This is a genomic window from Clostridioides sp. ZZV15-6597, from assembly GCF_020657815.1.
Taxonomy (GTDB): Bacteria; Bacillota; Clostridia; order Peptostreptococcales; family Peptostreptococcaceae; genus Clostridioides.
In genome coordinates, this window is sequence record NZ_JAGWCT010000045.1 from 1 (window position 1) to 16,942 (window position 16,942).

The window sequence follows — 16,942 nt, forward strand, 5'->3', positions numbered from 1 at the left end:
TATTTCTAATGGTTATATTTTAAAATAGTTTATGTAGCCCATGATTTAAATAAATAATAAAAGGATGAAGAGTTATGAAATTAAACAGAAATGATGCTTGTTGGTGTGGAAGTACTAAAAAATATAAAAAATGTCATATGGATATAGATAATAAAATAAATTCATTCGCTCAGCTAGGTCATATTGTACCTACTCATGACATCATAAAAAATGCAACACAAATTGAAGAAATAAAAAAAAGTGCTGTAATAAACACAAAGATTTTAGATTATATTTCAGATAAAATTAAAGTTGGAATGTCTACAGAAGATATAAATGAATTAGTCCACAACTTTACATTAGAAAATGGAGCTATTCCTGCACCACTAGATTATAATGGTTTTCCTAAAAGTGTATGTACATCAATAAACAATGAAGTTTGTCATGGTATCCCAAGTAAAGACATCATATTAAAGGATGGAGATATTATAAATGTAGATGTTTCTACTATTTTTAATGGATATTACTCAGATGCTTCAAGAATGTTTATGGTAGGAAATGTTAAAGAGAATGCAAAAAAATTGGTTCAAGTTACTAAAGAATGCATTCAAAAAGGTCTTGAGGCTGCTAAACCATGGGGATTCTTGGGTGATATAGGTGATGCTATTAATTCTTATGCAAAAGAAAATGGATATTCTGTTGTTAGGGAAATTGGTGGGCATGGAGTTGGACTAAATTTTCATGAAGACCCATTTGTAAGTTATGTTTCTAAAAAAGGAACTGAAATGTTATTGGTTCCTGGAATGATATTTACGATAGAACCTATGGTAAACGAAGGAACTCATGAGATTTTTGTTGATGAAGAAAATGATTGGACTATCTACACAAAAGATGGTAAATTATCTGCTCAATGGGAGTGCATGATTTTAGTTACAGAGACAGGAGCTGAAATTTTAACTCAATAAAAAATAAAAGCCTATAAAGATTGAGTTTTCAATCTTTATAGGCTTTTATTTTATTCATGCACATCTATTGCATCAACTGGACAGCTTTCTCTAGCTTCTGCTGCTGATTCTTCAGCATCACTTGGTATTTCATCAACTATAACATGTGATTTTCCATCATCCTTCATATCAAATACTTCTGGACATATTGATGGACATAATCCACAACCTATACAAGTATCTTGATTAACATTTGCTTTCATAATAAAATCCTCCTAAACGTTACAAATTTAAAATTTTGTTTACCAAAGATTGGCGAACTAAAACTTTGACCTTCAGTTCTTTTTTATTATGTCCTCAAATTTGAAAATAATACCTTTTCAAAATAAATTTTATAAAATTTATTTTATAGTTGTATTATGACTATATATAATATACATTGTCTAGCTCTTCGTATTCGTAGGATACTTCTCTTTTATTCTTTTTTACAGGTTCTAGATTTCTTATTTTCACTATTTTTGCTGGTATACCAACAACTGTAGCTCCATTAGGTACATCTTTAACAACAACTGAATTTGCACCAATTTTTGAATTAGAACCGATATTTAAAGGTCCTAGTATTTTTGTTCCAGCTCCAATTAATACATCATCGCCAACAGTTGGATGTCTCTTTCCAGTATCCTTTCCTGTAGCACCCAAAGTAGCTCCTTGATATATTGTTACTCTATTTCCCACTTCGGCTGTTTCACCAATTACAACACCCATTCCATGGTCTATCAAAATACCTTCTCCCATTTTAGCCCCAGGATGTATTTCTATACCAGTCATAAATCTGGATATCTGGGATATTAATCTAGCTGTAAAAAGCATCTTCTTCTTATAAAGAAAATGAGCTATTCTATGCATTATCATTGCATGCACTGATGGATATAGTAAAAAAACTTCTATCTTAGATCTAGCTGCTGGATCATTTTTCATTATATATTCAATATCTTTATTTATTTTTTTAAACAAAGTATTCACTCCCTCAAATAAAATTATTAAAATATTCCCATGGACATATATTTATCTACTCCATCTGGAGCTACTGTTACTATTTTTTTATTTGGATATTTTTTCGCCATTTCCATAGCACCAAATATATTTGCTCCAGAAGATATACCTACCAAAATCCCTTCCTTTGATGCAAGTAATTTAACTGTATCAAAAGCATCTTCATCATCCACTAATATTACTTCATCAACTACACTAGAATCATAATTTTCAGGAACAAAGTTAGCTCCTATTCCTTGTATTTTATGAGGTCCAGTTTTATTTTCTGATATAGCTGGAGATTTTTTTGGCTCAAGTGCAACTACTTTTATGTTTGGATTTTGCTCTTTTAAATATCTTGCAGTCCCTATTAAAGTACCACCTGTTCCAACTCCACATACAAATATATCTAAATCTTTAACATCATTCATAATTTCAACTGCTGTTGTTTTATAATGTGAATTTGGATTGTCTTTATTTTCAAATTGTTTCAAACTTTTATAATTTGGATTTTCTCTTAATAGTTCATTTGCTTTTTCTATAGAACCTGCCATTCCAGCTTTTCCATCTGTAAGTACTAAATTTGCTCCATAAGCCTTCATTAAATCTCGTCTCTCGATACTCATAGTCTCTGGCATTACTATTACTACTTCATATCCTTTTAATCTTCCTATCATGGATAATGCAATTCCAGTGTTTCCACTAGTTGCTTCTACTAGTACATCTCCCTTTTTTAATTCTCCTCTTTTTTCTAATCCTTCTAGCATTTCATAAACTGCTCTATCTTTTATACTTCCTGCTGGATTTACTTTTTCTAATTTTACATATATGTTAGAACACCCGTTAGTACATCCTAAATTATTCAATCTTACTACAGGTGTGTTTCCTATCAACTCTAATGCGTTATTATATAACATACTACTTCCTCCTATATGTCCAAATCTATTATCAAATTGATAACGATAAATATATTATAGTATTATCATTTTGATAATGCAACCTTTTTTTGGATTTTATCCCTACAATTGTTTTATTCCTAATATTAGTAATATTCAAACAAAAAAAGTGAAAATCATTATCGATTTTCACTCTTCAAACTTCAAGATTTATGCTAAGTCATACACAATACTTCACTACAAAAACTCTACAAAATACTATATAAGACCTAATATTTTTGCAACCTCTACATTAACCTTTAACACATTAACTCTATCTTCACCTAAAACTCCGAAAAGTTTTTTTGAAGTATTGTCATCTACAATTTTTTGTAATTTACTCTCTGATATTCCTGATACTTTTGCTATAGCAGGTATCTGAACCTTTGCAGAAGCAGGACTTATATTAGGGTCAAGTCCTGAACCTGATGCTGTAAGTAAATCTGTTGGTATATCTTCTTTTTTTACACTTGGATTATCTTTCAAAAACTGTTCAATATCTTTTTGAACTCTATCATGAAGCTCTGGATTAGTTGCTCCATAATTAAAAGAACCTGATGAAACACCGCCATAAACTGTATTTCCATCCTTATCTGGTATTAAATCTTCTTTTGTATAAGTATTATAGTTTACTGATGAAACTCTTCCCTTAAAAAATCTTGCATCTGTAAAACTTTGACCAATAAGCTCTGAACCAACCTTTACACCATTTACTTCTATCATACTTCCATTAGCTTTATCTTTAAATGCAACTTGACTTACCCCTGTTAAAACAAGTGGATATACAAGTCCGCAAACAAATAACAATACAATACTTACAAGCAATGCTGGTTTTAATGTTTTCATTTTTATATCCTCCATTTATTAACCTAAATTAAGAACCATTACTAAAGGTGTAATTAATAAATCAATTACTTTTATTCCTAAAAATGGTACTATAACCCCACCAAGACCAAAAATAAGCATATTTCTCATTAGCATAGCTTGTGATTTCATAGGTCTATATTTTACCCCTTTCATAGCAAGAGGTATTAAACATGGGATGATTATAGCATTAAATATTAAAGCTGATAATATCGCACTAAATGATGTAGAAAGTTTCATTATATTTAATATCTCCATTTGAGGTATTGCAAGGGTAAATATAGCCGGTATAATTGCAAAGTATTTTGCAACATCATTTGCTATACTGAATGTTGTTAAAGCACCACGTGTTATTAAAAGCTGTTTTCCTATTTCAACCACTTCTAATATTTTAGTTGGGTCTGAATCTAAATCTACCATGTTTGCTGCTTCCTTTGCAGATGTTGTACCACTATTCATAGCAAGACCCACATCCGCTTGAGCAAGTGCAGGAGCATCATTTGTTCCATCCCCTGTCATAGCAACTATTTTACCTTCAGATTGTTCTTTTTTTATTGCCTCTATCTTATCTTCTGGTTTACATTCTGCAATAAATCCATCCACACCAGCTTCTCTTGCAATTGTAGCTGCTGTTAAAGGATTATCTCCTGTACACATTATCGTCTTTATTCCTATCTCACGAAGTCTAGCAAATCTTTCTACAAGCCCTGATTTTACGGTGTCCTTTAAGTAGATAATACCGTATATCTCATTATTGACACACACTACTAGAGGTGTCCCTCCTAATTTTGCTACTCTATTTACACTTTCTTCTAAATCGCCTGGTACTAATCCACCAGATGATTTTACTCGATTTATTATACTGTCATAAGCTCCTTTTCTAATAGTTGTTCCATCAGATAAATTTATACCACTCATTCTAGTTTGTGCAGAGAATTCCACAAACTCAGCTTCTTCGGCCTCTTTTGTTTTTCCTGTTGAACCTAGTTTTATCCCTAAATCAACTATAGATTTTCCTTCTGGTGTATCATCTTTTAATGAACACATAACAGCATAGTTTATTAAATCTTTTGAATCAGCATTTCCAACTGATATAAATTCTGATGCAAGTCTATTTCCATAAGTAATAGTCCCTGTCTTATCCAAAATCATAGTATCAACATCACCACAAGCTTCTACTGCTTTTCCTGACATTGCAATGACATTGAATCTAGTTACTCTATCCATACCTGCAATTCCAATAGCGGATAATAATCCACCTATAGTAGTTGGTATTAAGCATACTAAAAGTGCTATCATAGTAGAAATTGGAATCTTAACACCTGCATAATTCGCCATTGGATAAAGAGATATTAAAACAACCATAAATATAAGTGTTAACCCCACCAATAAAGTATTTAAAGCAATTTCATTTGGTGTTTTTTGTCTTGAAGCTCCTTCTACAAGAGCTATCATTTTATCTAAGAAGGACTCTCCTGGCTTTGTTGTGATTTTTATTTTTAGCCAATCACTTACAACTGTAGTTCCTCCTGTAACAGAAGCAAAATCTCCTCCAGATTCTCTCATAACAGGTGCAGATTCTCCAGTTATTGCTGACTCATCCACAGAGGCTATACCTTCTATTACTTCTCCATCATTTGGAATAACTTCTCCTGCATTGACTAAAACAATATCGCCTAATTTTAGCTCGCTTGCACTTATCATTTTTTCATTTCCTAATTTATCTAAAACGCTTGCCACTGTATCTTTTCTAGTTTTCTTTAATGTATCTGCTTGTGCTTTCCCTCTACCTTCAGCTACAGCTTCAGCAAAATTTGCAAAAAGAACAGTTATAAATAGTATTATTGTTACAATCCCATTATAAACTCTTAAGTTATTGCCTCCATCACCAAATAGACTAGGTACTATTGTAAGTATCAATGTTACTATAAATCCAATCTCTACAACAAACATAACTGGATTTTTCATCATATATTTAGGATTTAATTTTTTAAAAGCTTCTATAATGGAAGTTTTGAAAATATCTTTTGTAATAAACTTTGTTTTTTTAGTTTCCATAAAATTTTACTCCCTCCCAATTTTTTAGTGCCATAATACTAGATGCTCTGAAATAGGTCCAAGCGCTAAGGCTGGGAAAAATGTTAAAGCACCAACAATTAAAACAACCAATACTAAAATTATTGTAAATGTGAAATTATCTGTTCTAAGTGTTCCTATGCTTTCATTTACAGAGTTCTTAGATGCTAATAAACTTGATATTGCAAGTAATATTATAATAGATACATATCTTCCAAAAAACATAACTATACCTGTTGTTATATTCCAGAACATCGTATTATCTCCTAAACCTTCAAATCCTGAGCCATTATTAGCCGCTGAAGATGCAAACTCATATAAAACCTGTGATAATCCATGGAATCCAGGATTTGAAATTCCCTCAAGACCTGCTGGTATCGCTACTGAAAGTCCAGAGAATATAAGTATCAAAAGTGGATGTAATATAATAAGTAAAGCTATAAGCTTCATTTCTTTTCCTTCAATTTTCTTAGTTAAGAATTCTGGAGTTCTTCCTACCATCAATCCACATAAAAATACTGCTATTATAGCGTACATTAGCATATTCATAAGGCCTACACCTTTACCACCAAAAACAACATTAAGCATCATATTTAAAAGTGGTACTAATCCTCCCAAAGGAGTTAAAGTATCATGCATATTGTTAACTGTACCAGTTGTAAATGAAGTCGTCACTGTCGTAAATAATGCTGATTGAGCTATGCCAAATCTAACTTCTTTACCTTCCATACTTCCCATGCTTTGATTAAGTCCTAATTGTGATAAGATAGGATTTCCTGCACTTTCTGCTCTAAAGCAAACCATTAAACCTATTAAAAATATGATTGACATTGCACCAAATACAACCCAACCTTGTTTTTTATTCTTTATCATATGTCCAAATGCAACAACACAAGCTCCTGGTAATATCATCATAGACAACATCTCTACTATATTTGATACTATTGTTGGATTTTCAAATGGATGTGATGAATTTGAACCAAAAAATCCTCCTCCATTTGTTCCTAAGTGTTTGATTGATTCAAGTGCTGCTACAGGACCTTTAGCTATATCTTGAAGTTTTCCTTCTATAGTAGTTACTGTTTCTGTACCATCAAAAGTCTGTGGTACTCCTTGTGTAACTAATATAATACCAATAATTAAAGCTCCTGGTAAAAGTACTCTTGTTGTTATTCTAATTAAATCTACATAAAAGTTGCCTAATGTTTTCTTTTTACCTACTAACCCTCTTACAAATGCCATGGCAGCTGCATATCCTGTTGCCGCTGATGTAAACATCATGTATATTATCACTGTCATTTGACTAAGATATGAAAGCCCTGATTCACCTGAGTAATGTTGAAGATTCGTGTTTGTCATAAAACTTATTATTGTATTAAATGATAAACTTTGTTCCATACCTTTAATTCCATTAGGATTAAAAATATGCATGCTCTGAGTTCTAAGTATTACATATCCTATAAACACCATGACTGCATTTGTAACTAATAAAGCTAAAGCATATTGCTTCCAATTCATTTCTTTGTTCTTATCTATACTACATACCTTATATATACAATTATCTATTTTATCAAACACTTTATCTCCAAATGTTTTTTGATTAGTGGATATATGATATAAATATTTACCCATAGGTATTACTAAAATCATAAATATCGCCAATACTATTACTATCTGTACCATAAAAATTTTCCCCCCAATTCAACTTGCTTATTATCTCTATACTATTTAGAATTTTTCAGGATTAATAAGCGCATACACCAAATATACTATCAACATTACAATTATAACTGCCAGAAACCACATAGGTAATCCCTCCATATATTACATTATTTTTTTTCAGTTTGTTTCCCACACCAGCCAGCAAGCAACTTCATGGAAATAAATCCTATGGCCAATGATGCTATCATCACTATATCTAACATTTCGACTCCTCCATTTACTTTAGTTTATTTGATAAGTTTTGGTTTCATATTGCTACTTCATTTATCTTATCATTTTAGGTATAAAGATAGGGTTAAGATACATCTATTATTGATTAGTATTGCATAAATATAAATTTGAGGTTTTTAAATGAAATTCTAAAAACCGTATTCCCAGAAATTTTAATGTAATGTAGTAGTTTAAAATCATAAAAATTAAAATAAAATTATCTCTTCTATACTTAATTTAGACATAAAAAAAGGTGGCAAGTTTGCCACCTTTCAAAAATATTGTTATTTAATTTATATTAACATTCTGGAACTATATCATTACTCATATCCATATCTAAATTTTTACCATGATAGTAAATAAAATCAATTACTTTACCACTAATCGTAACAGCAATCAAAGAATAAAAAATATCAAACGCTGATAGATAAAATAGTGATAACAACAATACAATAACATCCGTTGCTAGATAAACTTGCCCTATGTTCAAAGATGTAGTCTTAGAAATTACTAATGCTAAAGCATCGTCTCCTCCTGATGCACAACCTGCTTTTACTATTATTCCTACTCCTACTCCTACAGTTACACCTGCCAAAATAGTTGATAAAAGCATATTTTGTGATTGTGGTACAAGAGGTCCTATAGCCTCAAATAAATCATATAATACTGAAAAACTTATAGAAGCTACTATTGAATATATCAGGAATTTTTTACCGAAAAATTTATATCCTACTAAAAGTAATAAACCATCAATTACAATATTTGCTATTGCTGGTTGTATGTTGAATAAATTTTTTAACAGTAGTAAAATACCTAACACTCCACCTTCTGTTATGTTGTTTAGATAGTAAAAATTATAAACTCCAAATGCTAATATTGCTGAACCTAATAATATAAGTCCAATCCTTTCTAAAAATAACCGCCTGGCCATACATATCCCTTCCTTTTCTTAATTTATATATATTATATACAAAAGGATTGGCTTTGTATACCGCACTTTTCAAAACTTTAATTATACAAAATTTTTTTATTTTTTTCAATAGTTTTTTTATGTTTTTTCATGTTTTTTTAATAATTCTTTTGAACCTTAGTATTTTCAATGCCTTAAATGTTTTCTCATTTCACATAAGTTTATATTAATTTGACTTATAATTTAGTATAAATAAGTCTTTGTTTATATTAATTTTTTATTTGTTTAGAAATACTATCCAATAACTTATCACTAAGTTGTATTCAAAGAAAGAGTTACTTTAGAAACTATATAAAGTAACTCTATAAATTTTGACATATGTAATCTTTTACCATTCACCCTTAAATTCTGAGATATTGTCCTTGTTGACCTCAACTTGTTTAATTTGTGTAACAGGCTCAACTTTTTCGCCTTTAAGGAAATCAGATGCCTTTTCTATGACTAATGCACCTTCTTCAACAGCAGACATATAAGTTGTACCATCTATTAACCCATCAGTTACAGCTTTTAATCCATCTTTACTTCCACCCAAGCCTATAACTTTAACTTTATCTTTAAGACCAGCATCTTTTAAAGCTTGCCCTGCTCCTGTAGCAGAGTTATCATCTTGACATATTATAACATTAAAATCAGTTTTCTTTTGAATTAAATCTTCTGTTACCTTTAAGGCCTGCTCTTTCTCCCAATTTGAAGTTTGGTTATAAACTATTTGTATATTACTATCTTTTAATTCTTTTTCAAGACCTTTTTTTCTTAATACTTGTGGAGTAGTTCCTGGAACACCTTCTATTAATACAGCTTTTCCACCAGCTTCTCCTAATAAGTTTTTAGCAATTTTACCTGTTAATGCTCCTGTTTCTTCCTCATTTTGTCCTATATAGGTAACTAGACCCTTAAATTCTCCAGTTGAGTTACTTCCTATAGAATTTGTAAATGCTATTATAGGAACTTCTGAATCATTAGCAGCCTTAACTATTCTCTCACTTACAGCAGAATCAACTCCACATAATGCAATCATATCTACTCCTTTAGCCATAAAATCTTCAGCTTGTGATAATTGTTTACTAGCATCCCATTGAGCATCTGCATATTCTACATTTACACCTAATTCTTTAGATTTTGCATCTATACCTTGTTTAGTTGCTACAAAATAACCTGTTGAACCTGGTAGCAATACTGCTATCTTTTTTTCTCCATCTTTTCCTTTTCCACCATCATTTGAGCATCCAACTAAACTGAATATCATAACAAGTGATAGTAATAATGCTAAATGTTTCATTAATTTTCTCATAAAAAATTTCCTCCTCTTATTTTTTATCTTGAAGCAAGCTTTTTCTTGCTATAAGAATCAAATCCAACTGCTGCTAAAATTATTAAACCTTTAAATATGTATTGGAAGTATACATCTATACCAAGAAGATTAAAACTATTGTTTATAACACTCATAAGTAACACACCTATAACAGTTTTAAGTACAGAGCCAGAGCCTCCTGCTACTGATGTCCCTCCGATTACAACAGATGCAATCGCATCCATGTCATAGCCTTCACCTGCAATCGCAGTTGCAGTTCCAAGTCTTCCAGTTAATACAATCCCAGCTATTCCTGCAAGTACAGCATTAATAATAAATACTTTTATTTTATGGGAATCTACATTGATACCATTGAGTTTACTTGCTTCTTGATTACCTCCTACAGAATAAACATATCTACCAAACTTAGTTTTATTAAGTACAATAAATGCAACTAGTACTACTATAAAGAAAATTACTACTGGTATTGGTATATTAAATAAATATCCGTTTCCAATGTAATCAAGTATTGGTATATTTTCAGTAATTGGATATCCTCCTGTAAGCATCAAAAGCAATCCTCTTACAATAGTAACCATAGCCATAGTAGCTATTAATGATGGTACATTTATCTTTGCAACCACTATCCCATTTATTAATCCTATTACTGCACAAATTGCTATACCTAAAAGCATAGATACAAATAAATTAGTTCCACCAGTCGCAAATTTCATCGTTATAGCACCTGCAAGAGCTGCTACTGCTCCAACTGATATATCAAAGTTTCCAGATATTATAACAAAAGTCATACCTGCTGAAATTATTCCAATTATAGAAGATTGTCGCAAAAGATTAAGTATATTTTGTTTACCTAAAAATGATGGAGTTGCAATACTTATTGCTATACATAAAGCCAAAAAACCTAGTAATACTCCATAATCTCTTAAATTCAATTTATCAAAAGCTTTTTTCATCTCAGTCCTCCATTTTCATTTCTTTTATACATTAAATATACTGTTCATTATATCTTGAACTTTTATATTCTCATTTTTTAAATCATCTACAATAGAACCTTCTCTTGTCACTAAAATTCTATCACTTACTCTTATTACTTCTTCTAAATCAGAAGATATAAATATTACTCCTATCCCTTTACTTGAAAATTCTTTTATCGTATTAAAAATATCTTCTTTTGCAGCAATATCTATTCCCTTTGTTGGTTCATCATATATTATTAAATCTAAGTCTTTATCTAACCATTTAGAGACTACTACTTTTTGTTGATTTCCACCACTAAGTTCTTTTACTTCTTGTTTTACATCACTAACTTTTATTCCTAACTCCTTGACACCCTTTTTAGAAAACTCAATTTCTCTATTTCTATCTATAAACAAGAATTTCTTAAATTTATCAATTTGTACTGATGCCGAATTAGTATATATAGCTTGTTCCAAAATTAACCCAAGATTTTTTCTATCTTCAGGGATTAGCCCTATTTTATTTTTTATCGCAACTTTAGGAGAAGTTATATCTACATTTTTACCATTAATAAGTATATCTCCACTATCTTTATTATCTATCCCAAATATCAAATTTATAATTTCAGTTCTTCTTGAACCCACAAGACCTGCAAGGCCTACAACTTCACCTCTATAAACTTTAAATGAAACATTTTTTATTTTATTAGACCAACTCACATTCTTAACCTCTAATACAGGAACTTCTTCATATTTTGCAAATGTATAATCCTTCTTCTCAATAAGTTTGTGGTTATCATTTCCTGTCATAAGTTGAGTTATTTTTAATTTAGTTAAATCTTTTACATCATAAGTTCCAATCATAGTTCCATTTTTCATTATACTTGCACTATCACATACCTTAAAAACTTCCTCTAGTATATGAGAAATGTAAACTATAGTCTTACCTTTAGATTTCAATCTGTTTATTATTTTAAATAATCCTTCTTTTTCATTATTAGTAAGTGATGTTGTAGGTTCATCCATTATGATGATTTCAGAATTACATGAAACTGCTTTCATTATCTCAACCATTTGTTGATTTGCTACACTCAAATTAGACACTACTACATGTGGGTCTATATTAAAGTCAAAATCTTCACAAATTTTCATGTATTCTTCTAGCATATCTTTCTTATTTAAAAACACAATTCCTTTTAAAGTTTCTCTACCTAAAAAAATATTTTCAATAACTGTAAGGGTTGGTATTAAACTTAATTCTTGATAAATTATACTAATGCCATTTTCTTTAGAATGATGTGGATTTTTAAACATTATTTCATTGCCAGCTAAAATCACTTTACCTTTAGTTTGGGAATGGACTCCTCCTAGAATCTTAATAAGTGTAGATTTTCCTGCTCCATTAGCTCCTAAAAGGGCTCTTACTTCTCCCTTTTCTAGTTCAAAATCTATACCATTTAAAACGTCTACCTTTCCAAAACTTTTGTATATTTGTTGCATTTCCAGTATTTTACTCACTATATCACCTCACTAATTCCTAAACCAATTTATAACTTCATCAATATTTTCTTTTGGTGCTGATAACAAATCCCAAGATAGCACATACCCTTTTACTGTTGTCTTATTTATGTTTGAAATATTTTCACTTATATATTTAGGTGTAACAGGAGCTATAATTTCTTTTTTATTTATTTCAATACCTACATATATATCTTTGACAAGATTTTTTGTCATAAAATCGATTTCCTCTAGTGCAAATTTTATAGGATATATATCTCCTTCATACTCTCTAATTCCTAAAATATCTAATAAATTTCTTTTTACAGTCTCTTTATTTTCATGTACTGATTCATCAATTAATCTTTCAAATTCAAATGGCAAACCTGCTGGAGCTTTTGTAATTCTATACATCATTGGTTTTATAAAATCTGCTAATTCTTGTAACTTTTCTAAATCTTGACCCGTAAAGTAAGAGAGAAAAGGAGAAAAAGTGTCTATCCCTATTTTCAATCCTTTACTTTTAAAATAACTGCTTATATCCACTAGTGCATTGTATATATTTTGACTTTTTATTTTAAAAAAATCTTCCCATATTTTATTTTTAAATTTGTATTTTCCATTAATGTATTCTGTTATACCAAATGGAGTATCTTCACTAACTATAACTTTATTAGATATGTTATCCATTTCTATCATTAATGACTTTTTATCAATATTATTTTTTTCATATATATCTAAACAATCTTTACAAAAACAATTAAAAACACCATTTAATTTATTCGAAAAAGAGCCATACCTTATCTTATCTAAAAAAATTCCATCAAACTCAATTTCACTAAAATAAGTACTATATATTTTCTTTATGTTTTCTATATTTACCTTATTATTTGGACAATAAAATTCAAAGTTTTCATCTTCTTGTAATGCATATCCTTTAATTTTTTTTCCAGTATAGTCAACTAATAGATTACTTTTTTCAAGTAATCCTACTTCCGAAAAGCATGGAAACCAAAGATATAATTCAACATTATATTTTTTTAATAGTTTTTTAGTTTCTAAATATAGTTCTTTATCTACACTCCAACCCATGATAACCTTTTCTACGTCAATACATTTCATTAATTCTAATAGCTTATATTTTATATCATTAAATTTTATTTTCTTATTTTTAAATCCACCTGTAAAAATTTGTACAACTATTTTTTTCCTACCCATGTTTGACCCTCCTATTAGCTAATGCTATAGCAAGTCTTATACCTCCATATACTGGCTGATTTTCTTGAAGTATAAATTTTAACTTTTTATCTGTATTTTCTTCCCTTAAGTTGTTTATTAACATTTGAGCATATATAGTTCTGTTTAATGTACCACCAGATAAAACTATATCTATTTCACTTTTATTATTTTTCATTGAATTAGATATTTTACTTAATATTACTTGAGCTAATTTGGACAGTTCAATTGATGACTCTCTCAATATTTCAACAGCTAATTTATCACCTCGTTCAGCACAATCAATCACTAATGAAGCTAAGTTTGCTATTTCAACATTGTTGTTTATTTCAGTAATCATATATGTAAGTTTCTTAAAGCTATCTGCATTAAAGAAATCTAAAACACAATCAAACAAGTCACTATACTCAATACACTCATCACAATAAAGTAAAACTTTCTTTAGTACTTTTCTTCCTATATCATATCCAGAGCCCAAATCACTAAAATTATATCCCCATCCACCAACTCTATATATGTCTCCATCTTCCCTAATTCCTAATACAATTGAACCTGTACCAGCCACAATTACTAAACCAGGAGCGTCAGTCTGCGCATAAAAAGCTAAAACTGCATCATTTACTAAATATATTTTTTCTTTGTTAAGCCCAACTTTTAATATTGCCTTCATTATAATCCTGTAATCATTTGGAGAATCACATCCAGATATACCAAATACAGTGTACTCAATATCGTTATAGTCAATATGTAAGTCTTCTAATATTTTCTCAAATCCATTATTAATATTTTCATATGTTTTTTGAATTCCAACTGACTTATAATTAGTTGAACCAGTAGTATGTTCTTTAAGTATATTTCCATCTAAATCACTTACACAAAATTTTGTTTTTGTTCCCCCTCCATCTATTGAAATCAAATATTTCACATTAATATCCTCCTTTTTTATTAGATAAGGAATATTGGTAGTCAGTTTCTTTTAAACACATACTAATTACTCCATTTATACTTCCTTCTCTCAATGACTCCACTTTTATTAGCCTAGGGAAATTTTCTCCTCCAACACTCTTATTTACATCTTCTTCTATAAATTCCATGTCATTTTTAGTTAATATATTGCATTGTATAATCATAGCTTCTGGATTTAAAACACATACAAGAGTCCTTACAAAATTTGATATTATTGATAAGATTTCTTTTTTAAATTTATTATCTTTACTCTCTAAATATCTTTTTCTTAAACTCATAATATAATCTTCAATATTTAAGTTATTGTAGTTATATTTACTAAACTCTATATTTAGATAACTTAGTTCTCCAGCAAAATTTGTAGAACCTAAATATAGTTCACCATTTATAACTATACCTGAGCCAATACCATCCTCTAAATACATAAGTGCCATATTTTTATATTCGTCTTTGTACTGTTTTTGATAAATTCCAATAGTGGTAATATTTGTATCATTTTCTATAAATACTTTAGTATTATATTTACTCTTTATTAAATTTTCTAAATCTATACCTTCCCAACTTTTTATTGTTGGTATGTTTTTGACTACACCTTTTTTTACAACTCCTGGAACACCAATTCCAATCGCTCTTATATTGTTTCCTCTTACTTTTTCAATCAAAGTATCTATAACAAAAAAAGTATCATTGTTAACGTTTTCATACGTATCCATTCTTATATTGAACTCTTCTTGATAAGTTATTTCACCTAATAAATTTGCAACTACTCCTATACAGCTGTTTCTATAATAATATAAGGCTATTATATGTTCTAAGTCTGCATTTATTTCAAATAGTTGAGCTCTTCTTCCTCCAGTAGATTCACTTAATCCACTTACTTTAAGTTCATTTTTCAAAGCTAATTGTTCTACAATTTTATTAACTGTTGCTAAACTCAATTCAGTAATACTTGAAATTTCTGGCTTTGTTATGGGTCCATCATTTTTTATAATATTTTTTATTAAGTCTTCATTTACTTTTTTTATCGTTTGTGGTTTTCCAACTATATTTTTCATAAACAACACCTTACTTTATAAACTTTATTTATTAAGTTTAGTATAATAGTTACAGGTTAAATTTGTCAATATTATTCCAATAAAAAAGAAATAAATTTAAAATAGATTTCTTCTAAATTTATTTCTTTTAAATTCTCAACTATCTACAAACAATTTTTTCTAAAATTTTATTTTTTATTTCTTTAAGCCGAAAAAACAACTTAAAAGTATTTTTCCTGTTTTATAAGATGCCCTGCAAAGTCGCATGGAATAAGGATTTTTCCATAACGTCTAAAATTGGGCTATTTCTCTTTATGTCATGTTTGAAAACAGCTGGGCGCCATTTAGGAGGCACCACAAGCCTTTGTTCGGCTAGCTTTTAAGCTCTCTAATGTTCCGCAATCAGCCTCAACAACAAAGTAAACGATTTTCTTTTCAGTTGGTAGCGATAGCATGGTGATGGCCCATAATGGTGCGTAGCCGCTCCACTTGCGGAGGTTTTGCAGAAGAGAAAAGCATTCCTTGCTGGTGGATTGGAGGCTGGCCTCCAACAAGCGGATTTTCTCAATTTGGGTAAGATACAAATTGAGAAAATCGTATGAGTTTGTACACTCATACCCTGCTTGCCACTATTGTAATCCCCTTTATTAGCTACTGCGCATTATACCAATAAGGCGAACTGCGCAAAATGCTCATAATCGCCCTATAAACAGAAACCATCTATCACACAAACTCAACTATCACTATCTCATTTCCGTCAATATCGCCTAAGCGAACCTCGTAAGTTCCCCAATCATATCTAATGGCTTCAGACAGCGGAATCCCTTTTTCCTTCAAACATTCCATTGTTAAATCAAGAGTTTTTGTTTGAAATACAAAGGATTGATGCCCAGTCGGCTGTACATTACATTTTTTACAGTCCCATATACAAAGAGTGGGTGCGTTTTCTATAAAGCCAAGATAAACCCCATTTGAATTGTCATCATCGGTTTTAATAAAGGGTATTTCTAATATTTGCCTATAAAACTCAATAAGTTCTTTCGCTTGCTCAGAAAAAATATTTGTGCAGTAGTATCCTGTTAGCATCTTCTCACCTCCCAATAATCATTTTTCACCCAATCACAAAATATAAATAATCTTCTTCTGTTCGCCTTATCCACCAAAGGCGAAAAAGCATATGTTTCTTTGATTGCCTGCTGGAGAAATAAC

At 30.0% G+C, this 16,942-nt stretch carries 16 protein-coding genes; 1 reads left to right on the forward strand and 15 read right to left on the reverse strand.

All coding sequences use genetic code 11. From position 1 onward, the window contains the following. Window positions 1-74: 74 nt before the first annotated feature. Window positions 75-944 (forward strand): methionyl aminopeptidase, encoded by an 870-nt coding sequence (locus KGF52_RS11495; RefSeq protein ID WP_227840285.1) that lies wholly within the window; start codon window positions 75-77, stop codon window positions 942-944. A gap of 50 nt (window positions 945-994) precedes the next feature. Here KGF52_RS11495 and KGF52_RS11500 read toward each other — a convergent pair whose 3' ends face one another. From KGF52_RS11500 to KGF52_RS11570, 15 genes are all read right to left on the reverse strand, one after another. Then, window positions 995-1,186 carry a ferredoxin gene (locus KGF52_RS11500; protein ID WP_227827447.1) on the reverse strand — a complete coding sequence of 64 codons (192 nt, stop codon included), beginning with the start codon at window positions 1,184-1,186 and terminating at the stop codon, window positions 995-997. Between the two features lie 160 nt (window positions 1,187-1,346). Next, window positions 1,347-1,937: a serine O-acetyltransferase EpsC gene (gene epsC / locus KGF52_RS11505; protein WP_227827446.1), complete on the reverse strand. Its 591-nt coding sequence runs from the start codon at window positions 1,935-1,937 to the stop codon at window positions 1,347-1,349. Between the two features lie 26 nt (window positions 1,938-1,963). Then, a complete protein-coding gene (cysK, locus tag KGF52_RS11510; RefSeq protein ID WP_227840286.1) occupies window positions 1,964-2,872 on the reverse strand; it encodes a cysteine synthase A in 909 nt (302 codons plus the stop codon). 237 nt (window positions 2,873-3,109) lie between these two features. Further along, entirely contained in the window at window positions 3,110-3,736 is a 627-nt protein-coding gene (locus tag KGF52_RS11515) for a K(+)-transporting ATPase subunit C (protein WP_227840287.1), read from the reverse strand. Window positions 3,737-3,754: 18 nt separating this feature from the next. Next, window positions 3,755-5,812 carry a potassium-transporting ATPase subunit KdpB gene (gene kdpB, locus KGF52_RS11520; RefSeq protein WP_227840288.1) on the reverse strand — a complete coding sequence of 686 codons (2,058 nt, stop codon included), beginning with the start codon at window positions 5,810-5,812 and terminating at the stop codon, window positions 3,755-3,757. Between the two features lie 24 nt (window positions 5,813-5,836). Next, window positions 5,837-7,513: a potassium-transporting ATPase subunit KdpA gene (gene kdpA / locus KGF52_RS11525; protein WP_255646312.1), complete on the reverse strand. Its 1,677-nt coding sequence runs from the start codon at window positions 7,511-7,513 to the stop codon at window positions 5,837-5,839. 45 nt (window positions 7,514-7,558) lie between these two features. After that, window positions 7,559-7,651, reverse strand: a complete 93-nt coding sequence (gene kdpF, locus KGF52_RS21625; RefSeq protein ID WP_413927393.1) for a K(+)-transporting ATPase subunit F — start codon at window positions 7,649-7,651, stop codon at window positions 7,559-7,561. 409 nt (window positions 7,652-8,060) lie between these two features. Beyond that, the gene (locus tag KGF52_RS11535; RefSeq protein WP_227827442.1) at window positions 8,061-8,693 is read right to left on the reverse strand and encodes a YitT family protein; all 633 of its coding nucleotides are present in this window, start codon (window positions 8,691-8,693) and stop codon (window positions 8,061-8,063) included. Window positions 8,694-9,060: 367 nt separating this feature from the next. After that, window positions 9,061-10,023, reverse strand: coding sequence for a sugar ABC transporter substrate-binding protein (locus KGF52_RS11540; RefSeq protein ID WP_227840289.1), 963 nt, complete (start codon window positions 10,021-10,023; stop codon window positions 9,061-9,063). A gap of 23 nt (window positions 10,024-10,046) precedes the next feature. Beyond that, the gene (locus KGF52_RS11545) at window positions 10,047-10,997 is read right to left on the reverse strand and encodes an ABC transporter permease (RefSeq protein ID WP_227840290.1); all 951 of its coding nucleotides are present in this window, start codon (window positions 10,995-10,997) and stop codon (window positions 10,047-10,049) included. Between the two features lie 24 nt (window positions 10,998-11,021). Beyond that, the gene (locus tag KGF52_RS11550) at window positions 11,022-12,518 is read right to left on the reverse strand and encodes a sugar ABC transporter ATP-binding protein (protein WP_227840291.1); all 1,497 of its coding nucleotides are present in this window, start codon (window positions 12,516-12,518) and stop codon (window positions 11,022-11,024) included. A gap of 12 nt (window positions 12,519-12,530) precedes the next feature. Continuing rightward, window positions 12,531-13,715 carry a hypothetical protein gene (locus KGF52_RS11555; RefSeq protein WP_227840292.1) on the reverse strand — a complete coding sequence of 395 codons (1,185 nt, stop codon included), beginning with the start codon at window positions 13,713-13,715 and terminating at the stop codon, window positions 12,531-12,533. Beyond that, window positions 13,708-14,658, reverse strand: a complete 951-nt coding sequence (locus tag KGF52_RS11560; RefSeq protein ID WP_227840293.1) for a BadF/BadG/BcrA/BcrD ATPase family protein — start codon at window positions 14,656-14,658, stop codon at window positions 13,708-13,710. The genes KGF52_RS11555 and KGF52_RS11560 overlap by 8 nt, the downstream gene beginning before the upstream one ends. 1 nt (window position 14,659) lies before the next feature. After that, complete coding sequence (locus KGF52_RS11565; protein WP_227840294.1) at window positions 14,660-15,754, reverse strand: ROK family protein; 1,095 nt, start codon at window positions 15,752-15,754, stop codon at window positions 14,660-14,662. A gap of 702 nt (window positions 15,755-16,456) precedes the next feature. Then, window positions 16,457-16,819, reverse strand: coding sequence for a VOC family protein (locus KGF52_RS11570; RefSeq protein ID WP_227840295.1), 363 nt, complete (start codon window positions 16,817-16,819; stop codon window positions 16,457-16,459). Window positions 16,820-16,942: the final 123 nt, after the last annotated feature.

What these genes read in the sequence shown, in the direction of transcription:
- KGF52_RS11545 (WP_227840290.1), bottom strand. Translation starts at nt 10,997, where the DNA reads ATGAAAAAAGCTTTTGATAAATTGAATTTAAGAGATTATGGAGTATTA.
- KGF52_RS11500 (WP_227827447.1), bottom strand. Translation starts at nt 1,186, where the DNA reads ATGAAAGCAAATGTTAATCAAGATACTTGTATAGGTTGTGGATTATGT.
- KGF52_RS11540 (WP_227840289.1), bottom strand. Translation starts at nt 10,023, where the DNA reads ATGAGAAAATTAATGAAACATTTAGCATTATTACTATCACTTGTTATG.
- KGF52_RS11555 (WP_227840292.1), bottom strand. Translation starts at nt 13,715, where the DNA reads ATGGGTAGGAAAAAAATAGTTGTACAAATTTTTACAGGTGGATTTAAA.
- kdpB (WP_227840288.1), bottom strand. Translation starts at nt 5,812, where the DNA reads ATGGAAACTAAAAAAACAAAGTTTATTACAAAAGATATTTTCAAAACT.
- KGF52_RS11535 (WP_227827442.1), bottom strand. Translation starts at nt 8,693, where the DNA reads ATGGCCAGGCGGTTATTTTTAGAAAGGATTGGACTTATATTATTAGGT.
- kdpF (WP_413927393.1), bottom strand. Translation starts at nt 7,651, where the DNA reads ATGGAGGGATTACCTATGTGGTTTCTGGCAGTTATAATTGTAATGTTG.
- kdpA (WP_255646312.1), bottom strand. Translation starts at nt 7,513, where the DNA reads ATGGTACAGATAGTAATAGTATTGGCGATATTTATGATTTTAGTAATA.
- KGF52_RS11495 (WP_227840285.1), top strand. Translation starts at nt 75, where the DNA reads ATGAAATTAAACAGAAATGATGCTTGTTGGTGTGGAAGTACTAAAAAA.
- KGF52_RS11565 (WP_227840294.1), bottom strand. Translation starts at nt 15,754, where the DNA reads ATGAAAAATATAGTTGGAAAACCACAAACGATAAAAAAAGTAAATGAA.
- KGF52_RS11570 (WP_227840295.1), bottom strand. Translation starts at nt 16,819, where the DNA reads ATGCTAACAGGATACTACTGCACAAATATTTTTTCTGAGCAAGCGAAA.
- cysK (WP_227840286.1), bottom strand. Translation starts at nt 2,872, where the DNA reads ATGTTATATAATAACGCATTAGAGTTGATAGGAAACACACCTGTAGTA.
- KGF52_RS11515 (WP_227840287.1), bottom strand. Translation starts at nt 3,736, where the DNA reads ATGAAAACATTAAAACCAGCATTGCTTGTAAGTATTGTATTGTTATTT.